This is a genomic window from Paenibacillus sp. FSL H3-0321 (assembly GCF_038002865.1).
Classification (GTDB): domain Bacteria; phylum Bacillota; class Bacilli; order Paenibacillales; family Paenibacillaceae; genus Paenibacillus_AQ.
The window spans coordinates 4,475,383-4,488,308 of the sequence record NZ_JBBODH010000001.1 but is presented as its reverse complement, the minus strand read 5'-3'; the positions used below and the strand labels follow the sequence as shown (position 1 = coordinate 4,488,308).

General features: G+C 49.8%; 6 protein-coding genes. 1 reads left to right on the top strand and 5 read right to left on the bottom strand.

All coding sequences use genetic code 11. The features are described from left to right. Positions 1 to 2 precede the first annotated feature (2 nt). From MHI45_RS20025 to MHI45_RS20010, 4 genes are all read right to left on the bottom strand, one after another. Positions 3 to 725 carry a protein-glutamine gamma-glutamyltransferase gene (locus MHI45_RS20025; RefSeq protein WP_340895401.1) on the bottom strand — a complete coding sequence of 241 codons (723 nt, stop codon included), beginning with the start codon at positions 723 to 725 and terminating at the stop codon, positions 3 to 5. A 109-nt stretch (positions 726 to 834) separates the two neighbouring features. Next, on the bottom strand, positions 835 to 2,103 hold the full coding sequence (locus MHI45_RS20020) for a PucR family transcriptional regulator (RefSeq protein WP_341119329.1): 1,269 nt from the start codon (positions 2,101 to 2,103) through the stop codon (positions 835 to 837). A gap of 247 nt (positions 2,104 to 2,350) precedes the next feature. Then, complete coding sequence (gene ald / locus MHI45_RS20015; protein ID WP_340895405.1) at positions 2,351 to 3,484, bottom strand: alanine dehydrogenase; 1,134 nt, start codon at positions 3,482 to 3,484, stop codon at positions 2,351 to 2,353. Positions 3,485 to 3,799: 315 nt separating this feature from the next. Continuing rightward, positions 3,800 to 5,026, bottom strand: coding sequence for a Zn-dependent hydrolase (locus MHI45_RS20010; protein WP_341119328.1), 1,227 nt, complete (start codon positions 5,024 to 5,026; stop codon positions 3,800 to 3,802). A gap of 215 nt (positions 5,027 to 5,241) precedes the next feature. Between MHI45_RS20010 and MHI45_RS20005 the strand changes: the two genes are divergently transcribed. Beyond that, the gene (locus MHI45_RS20005) at positions 5,242 to 6,117 is read left to right on the top strand and encodes an aldose 1-epimerase family protein (RefSeq protein WP_076114261.1); all 876 of its coding nucleotides are present in this window, start codon (positions 5,242 to 5,244) and stop codon (positions 6,115 to 6,117) included. Between the two features lie 96 nt (positions 6,118 to 6,213). On the opposite strand, the gene MHI45_RS20000 is transcribed toward MHI45_RS20005, so the two are convergent. Next, on the bottom strand, positions 6,214 to 12,543 hold the full coding sequence (locus MHI45_RS20000) for a cadherin-like beta sandwich domain-containing protein (RefSeq protein ID WP_341119830.1): 6,330 nt from the start codon (positions 12,541 to 12,543) through the stop codon (positions 6,214 to 6,216). Between the last annotated feature and the right edge of the window lie 383 nt (positions 12,544 to 12,926).

The following is a 12,926-nucleotide window of genomic DNA, read 5'->3' as shown; positions in this document are numbered from 1 at the left end:
GGCTATTTATAAATATAGGATTTCACACCTATCCTGGAGAAAATGGTGTTTCTGGCACCCTTGTTCTCCGGCGTAGGGACAGCCGCCCTCATCGCTAATCCACTAATATAGGCAAAGTTGGGATGCAGCGCCTCGTCGGTAAAATAAGCAGAAATCCGGCTTCCCGGCACTCTGTGCCGGTTGAGTGCGGCAATCATTTGCGCCGAGCTTTTGATGCCCAGCCCATGCCCATAGTAGCGGTCATCCCCAAGCATGATCGCATTCTCCCCCTGCCATTCCGGCTTATCCGGGTTATGGTCGGGATTCTTGAAATAGACCACATCACCTGGCAGCATATCAGACTTCTCGAAGGTAGTAATCATCTGCAGATTGCTGTCATAATTCCAGTCCCACAGGAAGATGTCGCCGAAATGCCGGTCAAAGGCAGCTTCCCCGATCGCCCCGATCGTCGCTTTATAAAGAATCATCACCATAGCCATCGCGCATTCGAATGCATATAGAGATCCGTTCTCAAAAATATCATTGATTGCCGCCGAGGGTGCGACACCTTCCTTCAACTGAAATCCGCCGTTGTCCGTACGGGTCCAATACCTCGGATTGCAGCGGGAGTTCTTAAAGTTGGAAAAGTCAGTTCCGCCGGCATTCATGGATTCCGCCGCCGCGATAATCCCCGCCCGCATGCTCCGTTCAAACGACGGATCTCCGGGTCCATATCCAATCCCCATTCTGCACTGCCCCTTTCATCTTAAGTTCACAAAATATAGGTTATTGTACGTGTCGGGACTTCAGTTGGTGCGGGGCAGCTGAAATTTATCGAGATAAACTTCAGGCACTTTATTCGGAGCTGCCGGCTTCCTCCGGAAACCAGCGGTTCACCTGTGCGGTCTCTTCGGTCAGGATATCCAGATAGATAGAGGTCCGGTAATTGGTCTCCTTGAGGCTTTTGCCCGTAATCTCGGCGATCCGGTTCAGCCGGTACATTAATGTGTTGGTATGGATATGCAGAAATGCGGCGGACGCCTTCAGATTGCCGTTCAACGACAAGTAGACGGCGATCGTTTTCAGAAAATCGCTTTTGTGTTCACGGTCATGCTCCTTCAGCGGATACAGCAGTGCGCTTCGGCGGGTCATGCTGCGTTTCTGCTCCATAATGGCCGGAATATACGCCCAAAAGCCGATTTCCTCATACAGCAGCAGCTCGCGGGCATGATAGGGCAGCAGCTTTTTAAGCTCCAGAATGGACAGTGCCTCCCGGTAGGCGACAGCTGCCGAGGTATATTCCCGGTATCCCGGACTGCAGCCTGCCGCTAGCGTACAGCTTTCGCTTTTGCCCATATCGCGGATCAGCTTGTGCACGAATGAAGCCAGCCTCTCTGTCCCTTCTACCGGAAAAAGAAACGAAAACAAAATAATCAGCCGGTTCTGCTCCGCCGTCAAAAACAGCAGGCGCTGCCCGGCATAGGTGTCCATCATCTGGCGAAACCTCAGCAGAAAATGCTCGTCGATCACCCGGTTGCTCTCCAGCACGCCGATAAAGTAGCTTTCCGGCAACAGGATCGACCCGTTCTCCGCTTCCTGACGGATGCGCGGCTCATTTTCATAGTGCGAGGTCAGCAGCTTCCAGAAGAAATCTTCATGCGTCTTGTCCTGCTTCATCTTCCACCCGCGCTGCTTCAGCAGATAACGCCCGGCGATGCCGGCGGCCTTCTCCACAATGCTCTCCGCATGACCTGAGGCCAGATTACCCCGGTCCACAACCCAGATATAACCGAGGATTTCCTGCTGGTATTTGATGCACATGGCAAGCCGGGGTCCAAGCCCAACCTCCATAACCGCCGGAATACGGATCGGATGTGCGGCGTTCTCCAGCTGATGCATCACGCCTTTTTTCCGGAGACCAATAATGACTGTATTCGGAACACGTTTGCCGATGATGGTAGAGATGCGGGCCGGGTCGCTTTCAAACTCATGGGAGCTGTACCCGATGACATGGTGGTTGCTGTCTTCAATCGTTACCTGAGACTGGAGCGATTCGCTGAGAGTATCCGCCAAGGATTCCATACTGTCAAAAAAACGGTCAAATATTGGCTCTGAATTTGTCATATTCCCACCCCAACCTGAAGAATAGCCGAATCTTGCGCTATAGAGTGATTACATTATAGTACTCCGGGCAGCGGCTGACTATAGGGTGATGAAAGAAAACCTAACATGTCCTAAAGTAAATGATGAGCGTATCGCTAACTCCCCTCAAATTTTCGATTTTCCGCCCCAAACCCGGCAACAAAAACAGCCCGGCAATTTCACCGGACTGCTTAAGATTAACCTTCTGCTCTTTTTTCGGTTCTATATATTAGATCAGAGTGAACTCTTGTTCTAATGCTTTCTCTACCGTGAAGTACTCTTCTCCGAGAGCTTCCGCTACAGCCTGGCAGGTAATCTTTCCATTGGCCACGTTGACACCGCTCTTCAGGCCGGCATCGTCCTCAATCGCCTGGAATACCCCTTTATTGGCAATTTGCAGCGCATAAGGAACTGTAACATTGGTTAATGCAATCGTTGAGGTTTTGGCTACAGCGCCCGGCATATTTGCTACCGAATAGTGCAGTACACCATATTTCTCAAATACCGGATTATCATGTGTGGTGACCCGGTCGATGGTTTCAACGATACCGCCTTGGTCAATCGCCACGTCAACAATGACGGAGCCCGGCTTCATCGACTTAACCATTTCTTCAGTGACCAGCTTCGGAGCTTTCGCACCCGGGATCAGCACTGCGCCGACCAGCAGATCCGCTTCAGCAACCGCTTTGGCAATGTTATAAGGATTGGAGATTAGCGTATTAATCTGTGCGCCGAAGATATCGTCCAGCTGGCGGAGTCTGTCCGCGCTGAGGTCAACAATCGTCACTTCCGCCCCCAGGCCAATCGCCATTTTGGCTGCGTTTGTGCCGACTACCCCACCGCCGATAATGCTGACCTTGCCTCTGCTGACGCCGGGAACACCAGAGAGCAGAATGCCTTGTCCTCCGTAGTTCTTTTGCAGAAATTGTGCCCCGAGCTGCACGGACATCCGTCCGGCCACTTCGCTCATTGGCGTAAGCAGCGGCAGGGTACGCTCATGGACTACTGTCTCATAGCCGATGGCGAAGACGCCTTTGTCCTTGAGGGCGGATGCCAGGGCTGGCTCCGGAGCCAGGTGCAGATAAGTGAAAAGGATGAGGCCCGGGCGGAAGTAGCCATATTCGCTTTCCAGCGGTTCTTTCACCTTCATCACCATTTCGGCGGCTGCCCATACGGCAGAAGCTTCAGTGATTAGCTCCGCTCCGGCGGCGGCATATTCTTCATTCAGAAATCCGCTGCCTGCTCCTGCTCCGGCTTCCACCAGCACTTTATGTCCTTCGGCTACCAGGCTGACTACTCCGGCAGGGGTAATGGCTACGCGGTTCTCATTGTTTTTAATCTCTTTGGGTACACCAATAATCATCGTTAATCGCTCCCGTCTTATGCGCTTCTCTTATGTAAAGAATTATAACATGTGATTTCTCAAGACAATTTGGTAAAAAATAAAAACTTTATCTGCCATGATTGTGTTTTTACACAATGGAGCTGATGGACATCCGTTAATCATTTTACCAAAGCGTTGGTGTATATAGCAAACCGGTGAACCCCGCGCTCAAAAAAAGACACCAGCTCAGGTGTCTTTCGCACTGAATTATTTTGTTAAGAAGATGGGGAACTTTCCGCTTATAGGAAGGATTTAAGAGAAATTCAAATTATGTGTCATGTTTTATTACATCGGTTACTTAGATAATATAGCCAGTACTGTTTCCAGTACAACATTTACCCCTTTTTCGCATTCTTCATAGGAGGTAAGTTCTTCTTCGCAGTGGCTTTTCCCGTTCACGCTGGGCACAAAAATCATTGCCGATGGCAGAAAACCAGCCACAAATTGGGCGTCATGCCCTGCTCCGCTGGCCATCTTTTTACTGCTGTAGCCCAGTCTCGTTGCTGCCTGCTGAGTCAAAGCGCAGATCTCCGGATCGAACCACACGGTATCGCGGCCCCATAGCTTGGTCTTGGACACCGAACACTCCAGCAGCTCTTCGGGCAGGCCGCCTATAATATGCTCAACTTCACGAACAATATCCATAGCCTTATGTCTAGCCTCGACGGTAAAAATCACCTTATTAGGAATGACCGTATGAATATTAGGCAACACGTTCATTCTGCCCATCGTATAGACCAGTTCCGAATCCAGCACACCCAGCTTGCTCCGCAGCTCCGCAATCAGGTCGGTGGCGGCAAACAAGGCATCCTTGCGCATATCCATCGGCGTAGTTCCGGCGTGATCCGATTCACCCGTCACTTCAATCTCATAGCAGGCCATGCCTACGACACAGCCGACCAGGCCAATGGCGAGATTCTCTCTCTCCAGCACAGGTCCCTGCTCGATATGCAGCTCCAGATATGCAGCCGCTTCCTTGATCCGGTTCGCAGCCTCTCCCGCATAGCCGCTCGCTTCCAATGCCTCTCCAAAGGTCGTCCCTTCCGGGTCCTTTTTCTTCAGCATTTCCGCCTTGTCGAACTTCCCGGACAATACGCCGGAGGCCATCATCGAAGGCTCGAAGCGTGCACCTTCCTCATTAGTGAAATTCATCACCGTCACCGGCAGCCGGGGCTTGATGCCATGGTCAACCAGAGTGCGTACTACTTCCAGGCCGGCTATGACGCCAAGCACACCATCGAAGCGGCCGCCCTTCTTGACCGTGTCCAGATGCGAGCCAATCACCACAGGCGGCCCTGCTTCCGTTCCTGCGAGCGTGGCGTACATGTTGCCCATATCATCCACTTTGACCGACATACCCAGCTCTTCACAACACGCAGCGAAGTAATTCCGCACCTTCACATCCTGCTCCGACAACGACAACCGGGTAACTCCGTTATTGTCCGTACGCCCAAAATCGGCAAAGGCCTCAATCGTATCCTTCAACCTCTCACCGTTCACGAATATTTGCTTAAGCTGCATGGGCCTATCCCTCCATTTTGAACGCATACTTATACAGATTCATTGCTTTCTATATATGTTATACCATTGCGTCAGATTGTCATTTTACACACTGTAATAATTATTTTTCTGAATTGTTCACGATGTGTTACAACGCTGCTAAGGAAGTCTGTTAGAATATGAGCTGTCAGCAAGGAAGACGGGCTGGCCAACCATTGTGAAAGGGGAGTAATCTTATGAACACCATTTTACGCAGCGGCTCAGCACAGGCTGAGATCAGTACCCTTGGAGCGGAGCTTGTCAGCTTCACCAGAAAAGACACAGGCACTGAATATATATGGAGCGGGGACGCCGCCTATTGGACAGGCCGTTCTCCGGTGCTGTTCCCGATTATCGGGGCTGTCCGGAACGGAGAGATCAAGGTTGGTGGACAAGCGTATAAACTTGCCAACCACGGCTTTGCCAGACGCAGCGAATTTACAGTCGTTGAAGCGGACGAGTCCCGTGCGGTCTTCCTTCTCACCAGCAGCGAGCATACCCTGTCCAGCTATCCGTTTCAATTCAACCTGTATATTACATACACGCTGAACGATAGCACTCTTAAGCTGGATTACCGGGTGGAGAACATTGATGGAGGCAGCATTTCCTTCCAGCTCGGCACACATCCTGCATTCAACTGCCCGCTGGATCAGAACGGAAGCTTCAGCGACTATGTGCTCGAGTTCTCCGAAACCGAAAACCTCGACCGGGAGTTCCTGAATGATGCAGGACTTCGGATCAGCGGTAAATCGGAGACTGTGCTGAGGGAAGAGCGCAGCCTTCCATTATCCCATGAAATGTTCAAGGACGGCGCGCTTATTTTCCAGAATGTGAACTCCCGGCAGATCACGCTGAAAAGCAGACTTACCGGAAAAAGCGTTGCTGTATCCTTCGAAGGCTTCCCGGATCTCGGCATCTGGCAGCCGCTGAATGCACCCTTTGTCTGCATCGAGCCTTGGCAGGGATTCGCAGACATTGATGTCTTCGAAGGCGAGCTTTCGGAAAAAGAAGGCATTGTCACCCTGTCGCCAGGAGAACGTTTCGCCAGCTCCCTGACGATAGAAATTAATTAATACCTGCACGCTTCATAACACCTTTCCGTATTTTCAGCAAAAAAGAAGGCCGTTAGCCCACTGATGGGCTACGGCCTTCTTCGTACTTATATGTTTTTATTGACTAAGCGTTTCTCCACCTTCAATCCGCACAGTGAACGTGTGGTTATTGGAAGCTTCCTCAATTTCAGTATAAGCCCAGTGTGTCGTTGGTACGTCGGGCCAGCTTGGTGTGGTGACACCGTATAACGGTCCGCGTCCGAACAAACGATTGACAACCTTTACGGCTTCAGCGCGTGTCAGGCTACCGGTTGGACGGTACGTACCGTCCTCATAGCCATTGAGAATGCCAGCCTTGCTTGCGGCCTCAATTTCTCTGGCCGCCCAGTGGCTAGCCGTATCCTTGAACCTGCCGGATGCAATAGCCGTAGTGTCCAGCTTCTTGTATCTCGATGCAACGGCAGCTATTTCTCCGCGGCTGATAGGGGCATCCGGAAGGAATAGGCCTTTATCGTTACCCTGCATCAACCCTGCCTCCTTGACGAATTGAATCGCACCCTTCGCCCAGTGACTATCCTTCACATCCGGGTAAGTGGCAGCAGCTGGCGCAGCGGATGCGTCATAGCCAAGGTTTCTCGCCAGAATCGCGGCCATTTCCGCACGGGTAATAGAATGGTTCGGCTTGAAGGTTCCATCTGTAAAGCCGTTGATGAAGGCTTTGTGTTGGTTCAGCTGCTGCTGTTGTTGCTGCTGCGCTGCCTCTGTTGCCGCCAAAAACTCCTCCCAGCCTTCCATGTTCAGAATGGTGAAGGTACTGAATTTGTTCACCTCGAACTGCAAGCCAAGTTCGCCGGATTTGTAATCAACAACCTTCGCCTTCTTCAGTTCCTTGTCGCCATCACTATGTTCGATAAAGATGACCAGATTGGACAGGAAGTCTTCTCTTTCCGAGAGATTGGCTGGCAGCTGCACGTCACGCAGAGGGAGCGTTAATGTAACCGGTCTGCTCTGCATATTGGTCTCGATAGTCATGGGACGGGCGACAACATCAATTTGTTTATCAGCTGCTATTTCTCTGACAATCCGCTCGATTCTTGCCCGGTCTTCGACCTCTTTGCGCAACGTCTGGTCTTTAATCGGCACTACATGGAAATATAGATCTTCAGTGAAATTATCCAGTGATAATTGTGATATGAGAATTCTTACGTTCTCCGTGAAGATCTCCATGTTCACGTTGGAGTCGCCGAGTGTCTTAATCGCATCTTTAGGAACATTTACATTAATATCCGCAACCTGATCCTTCTCATCAGGGATCATGATCCGGGCCGTATTATCCGAGGATCCGGCAATTTTCCGGACAACCTCCTCCACCCGATCCGTGGTTAAGTTGACTACATCATGCAGGATTCCACTTGAATCCCGCGTGCGTTGGATAACCGTTTCAGCCAGCACAGAACCTTGACCCAGTTGTCCTGATTCTACCTTCACGGTTATCCGCTCTGTCGACGCTGTCGCAATTGGTGCGACAGGTACCGCCGGTTCAGCTGTTGGCGTGGCCGGTGTCGGCGTAGCTGTCGGCTCTGCCGTTGGCGTGGCCGTCGGTTCTGCCGTTGGTTCTGCCGTTGGCGTAGCTGTCGGTTCTGCCGTTGGCGTAGCTGTCGGTTCTGCCGTTGGCGTAGCCGTCGGTTCTGCCGTTGGCGTAGCCGTCGGCTCTGCCGTTGGCGTAGCCGTCGGCTCTGCCGTTGGCGTAGCCGTCGGTTCTGCCGTTGGCGTAGCCGTCGGTTCTGCTGTTGGCGTAGCTGTCGGTTCTGCCGTTGGCGTAGCTGTCGGTTCTGCCGTCGGCGTAGCCGTCGGTTCTGCTGTTGGCGTAGCTGTCGGTTCTGCCGTTGGCGTAGCTGTCGGTTCTGCCGTCGGCGTAGCCGTCGGTTCTGCCGTTGGCGTAGCTGTCGGTTCTGCCGTCGGCGTTGCTGTTGGTGTCACCGTTGGTGTTGGTGTAGCTACAGGCTGGGCCTTGATAACTTTAATTGTGTATATCTTTACAGTCCCATCCTCAGCAGTGACCTGAATATCAAATACGTTGTCCCCTTCAATCAGATTATCTAGAGAGGCCCCGTCTCTTCCAGTGATTTGGCTTTTCGCTTTTCCATCAGCCACTATCGGACTTAGGACGATGGAGTTCACATCATTTCCTACCTCTACCGTATAACCGGAAACGGCAGGATCAAAGGTGGGGTCCAAAGCTCCGACATCTACACTGATACTCCCCAAAGTAGCATCAGACGAACGTGATTGTCGGATGATTTCCACCTTGTATACACTTTCTGTCTTTCCATCCTGAGCTGTAACCTTCAGGTTTACGATGTTCAGCCCTTCCACCAGCGAAATAGGCATCGGACTATCTACCGTGACACCATTTACGGTTATCTGTGCATTCATGTCCCCTTTGGCAGCATCCAGTTCAACCCGATCCACTTCATAGGGTACCGACAAGAAGTACTTGAAGACTTCAGCGGAGAACTGGGGATTCAGAGCTTCTGTTCCTCTTGCAGAGCTGACGGTCAAATCAGTAAGAGAGGAATCCTTCGGCAGAATGGCACGATTCACAGTAACGGAATAGGTTTTTTTAGTGCTGGCATCACCAGCCGTAACCTCTACTGTAATTTGATTCGTGCCCTCATCCAGTGCTACGCGGTCGCCTGTTACGCCGGCAGAGGTTCCATTCTTCTTCAAGATGTAGGTTGCCAGCTCATTATTAGTCCTAATTAAAAAATCGGCGTTGCTTACATTGTTGTCCACATTGACTGAATAATCACCGATGCCTGCCTGGAAAACCGGTGTTAATTCGCCAGGGAAAATCGTCATATTCAGCAGAGTTGCATCTTTACTTGGATTTCGCACCAGATTAATGGTGTATACCTGCATGCTTCCGTCTTGAGCCGTGACCTTGACTTCAATAACATTCAAGCCTGTGGTCAGAGGCACAGCGTTCAGGTCTTCGATCCAAACCCCATTCACAAATACGGAGGTGCTTGCATTTGCATCATCAACAACTGCACTTAGCTTAGCTACAGAAACTTCATCCTCGACCGTACCGCTATAATTGAAAGTGCCCGGAACGGATGTAAGGGTGATCGCATTATCCGATAAGTCACTCATCGTCAACTCGAGCAAATTCGCATTCGACGAAGCTGCACGGACGATAGTTACCGTGTATTCCTTGGTAGTCACTTTATCAGCGGCCGTAACAACTACTGTAACTACATTTTCTCCTACATTCAAAGGAATAGGCACTCCTCCAGCCGACTCCAGCCCATTGATGGTATAGGTTGCCTGTTCATCACTTGTAGTTGCTGCAACTGCCATGCTGGTAACATTGTTCGACACATACTCATAATAGGTTGAGGTTCCGCGGTCGAAGCCTCCCGATAATGTTTTGCCGGACAAAGTGATATTGGTCAAATCCGCATCAGAGGAAGCTTCACGGACAATCGTCAAAACATAATTCTTTGACGTTATCCCATCCTGAGCCTTGACCAAAATATTAAATTCGTTGACACCAACCTGTAGATTTACCAGTCTTGGCTGAGCATTCACCGCTACATTTCCACTCAGGCTGACCTCTGCGTTTGCATCCTCAGGAGTAGGAGTAATCGTAAGCTGAGCGATACTGTTAGCCACGGTCACACCATATCCGGTTTGATTTTTGTCAAAAGAAGGATCGACTATTCCTTCTGAAAGGACCAAACTGGACAGATCGGCATTGGAAGAAGCCTTTCTGATAATATTTACGAGGGTTGTTTTTACACGGACACCACTCTGTGAAGTCACCACGATCTCAACCGTGTTCAAACCAACATTTAAGTTCTTAGTATAGGCAGTATCATCAATATGAATATTGCCGTCCACTACAAGGCTTGCCGCAGCATCCAGAAGCTTTGGAGTAAGCTCCAGCGAGGACACCTCATTAGCAACCTCAACCGAATACCCCGTCTCATTGTTATTAAAGGCAGGCGACAACGTTCCCGAAGAGACGGTCAATCCCGAAAGATCTGCCACATCCGAAGGTGCACGCAGAATAACCAGACTATATGACTTCTTCGTCACTCCATCCTGTGCCGTTACCTCGATCAAGTACTTGTTATTCCCTGCTGCAAGACCCGTAATGAGAAAAGGCGTACCACTCGGGTGATCCACGCCATTCACCTTGATGCTTGCACCTAATGCGGCTGTCGGAGTAAATTCCGCAGTCGTTACTGCGTTTGCGACTTCCATTGTGTAGTCCGCCTGATTGGTATTGAAGACTGGCGACGGTCCACCCGGGGAAGCGGTCAGATTAGTCAGAGAAGCATCCCCCAACAGCTTTCTAACAATCACAACCTCATAGGTTTTCTTTGTTTTTCCGTCCTCTGACGTTACTACAACGGAAATCAGATTCTTCCCGTAGGCCAAGCTGACATTCCCAGTGGCATCAACAGATTCCGTAGAACCAATAGCTCCACCGTTTAATGTCGCTGTAGAGAAAAGGTTCGACTTCTTCACGTCCACTTTAACCGAACTTACATCATTTTCGACGGTAGCGGTATAGTTGGACGTATTACTGCTGTAGCTTGGGGACAGCGCAATGGCTTGTCCGCCGCTGGACAAGGCCAGTCCATTCGCCACAGCCAGATTGGCATCATTTCCCGGATAACGGATGATATCAAGCTGATATTCCTTGAAATTGGATGAGAATTTATCGGCTACTTTAATCTTTATGGGCTTATATACACCCACAGTCAGGCCGCTGACAGTAAACGTAGGGTAGGAGCCCGTTACCGTGACGCCAGACCCATTGTCTGCGTACGCTGTTACATTTACATCAGCGGGATTCACCGCTCCTACATTTATATCGATACTGTTGTTCGGACTGCTTCCACTTTTGTTGGGAACATGCACTTTATTGTAGATAATCCCCCGGTTAAAAGCAGGTGCCATCACACCCACAGAGGGCGAAATGAATTTAAGATCAAATTTCCCGGCCACAACACTCAATAAAAAGCTGCTGTTGCTTGAAGTAATTCCATCGTTTACTGTGACTTTGATGGTGGAGGTGCCTGTCATGTTTGCTGCCGGAGTAAGATGGATACTTCTTTCCGGGCCTTCACCTGAAAAGGTAATATTGCCATTCGTCAAAAGGGCCGTATTCGACGAGACCGCAGAAAGCGTCAGCATGTCGCCGTCATCCACATCGGTCAGTTTAAACGGCTTCGATACAGGAGTATTCACCGGTGTTACCACATTGGTGTTGAACCCTGTGTCGGACTGCCATCTGCCACTTACGATGCTGCCATTTCTTGCTCCCGTGGAGGAATCCTTGGCGACCGCTCCATCACTTGGATTATTGAATTTGTAGTTGGCCATCAGACCCGCTTCAGATCCGCTCAGACTAGTGTTCATCTGACTTTCAATCTCCGCCTGGGTCTTTGCCTTATTCCATATCCGGTAGTCTCTCATGCCCCCCGTATAATTGGCATCCTGGGACCATGTACTCTCCCCTATATAGTTATAAGCTCTCGGCAGATTGGAATTCTGCGCCTTGGCTTTAGCCATGTCCGTCAGATCCATAAATCCGCTGCCTTTCAGAATCCCGTTCCAGTAAATATAGGCCTTTTTCTCCACATGATTATATACGGCGGCCACATGAACCCATTGATTCAAGGGCAATCGCTCCGTTGTCCGCACCAGGTAAGCTTTAACTCTGGTACCCTTTTGCGGCAATGCTTCAAGTGCTATTCTCCCTGTATTTCCTTCAAAGGTAAAATGCAAATTAAAATTATCAGGACCGTGAGAGGTATCAAAGATACGCCCCCATGACGGAGCACTGCTGGCGTTCACCCACGTTTCAATCGTGAGGGAATTAGCATATATGTCCAGATCCGGAAGGGTTACGTATCCCTTACCGTCAAAATCAAGGTAATCATTGCCCCCAGACTCGGAAATATAAGGAGTATCGTTAACAGGCAGGACTTTGACCTGCGCGGTTTCCTCAAATTCCCCAAAAGCCGATTCTTTTCCTGTATAGGTCTCATTCACATTTACATAGTTAGGAGGATTTCCGCTGGATTCCGCTGGAATCAGCCAGTCGCGGTGCTTGATGCCTACAGTTCCGTTCCAATCCTTCTTCGGAACAAACCGGATCATTACACCGCTCCCTAACACAACAATCTTGCCCGGATCAGGAGCTACAATCGACAGCCATACGCCCGAGTTGTTTTTGTACTGCCATTGCCCGTTGGTGTTATCCACCTCGGTGATGCCAATTCCGCTTTGATTTAAATCTGAAATGTTTTTCCCCGCAGGTTCCAGCGTGTCCTCGAGAATGGTATCCAGCGGTATTGAAGTCTGTGCCTGAGCAACATAGGGTATAGCGTAAAAATTGCTAATGATCAGGATGACAACCAAAGCCATGATCAAGTGTTTTGATCCTCTTTTTATTCCCACAAATTCAGCCCCATTTTTCTAAGATGTCCTTGCTGTTTAACTATGTCTGTTCTGCCCTCCCTGGCTTAGTCTGGAAAACGCTTATAATCTAATTATCGGAATTTTAGATAGCGCTGATTATGTCGAATTTATAGAATTTATTGTTAATTTCAAAAAATTGTTACTAATTACTCGGAGAAGCATCCGCTAGATCCCCAAACCATTTAGTCAGGACATTTTATGCCTTCGACAAACTGCTCCATGGTGGTCAATAAGTAAACTAAAGTAGTATATACAACCTTTCTCTGCCAATAGTAAGCTTAAGTTAGCTTATAATCCCAAGATTATTATGATTAATATAGATGGGAGAA

Excerpts from the sequence above, each read along its gene's own strand:
- MHI45_RS20005 (WP_076114261.1), top strand. The coding sequence starts at position 5,242 with ATGAACACCATTTTACGCAGCGGCTCAGCACAGGCTGAGATCAGTACC.
- MHI45_RS20000 (WP_341119830.1), bottom strand. The coding sequence starts at position 12,543 with ATGGCTTTGGTTGTCATCCTGATCATTAGCAATTTTTACGCTATACCC.
- MHI45_RS20025 (WP_340895401.1), bottom strand. The coding sequence starts at position 725 with ATGGGGATTGGATATGGACCCGGAGATCCGTCGTTTGAACGGAGCATG.
- MHI45_RS20020 (WP_341119329.1), bottom strand. The coding sequence starts at position 2,103 with ATGACAAATTCAGAGCCAATATTTGACCGTTTTTTTGACAGTATGGAA.
- MHI45_RS20010 (WP_341119328.1), bottom strand. The coding sequence starts at position 5,026 with ATGCAGCTTAAGCAAATATTCGTGAACGGTGAGAGGTTGAAGGATACG.
- ald (WP_340895405.1), bottom strand. The coding sequence starts at position 3,484 with ATGATTATTGGTGTACCCAAAGAGATTAAAAACAATGAGAACCGCGTA.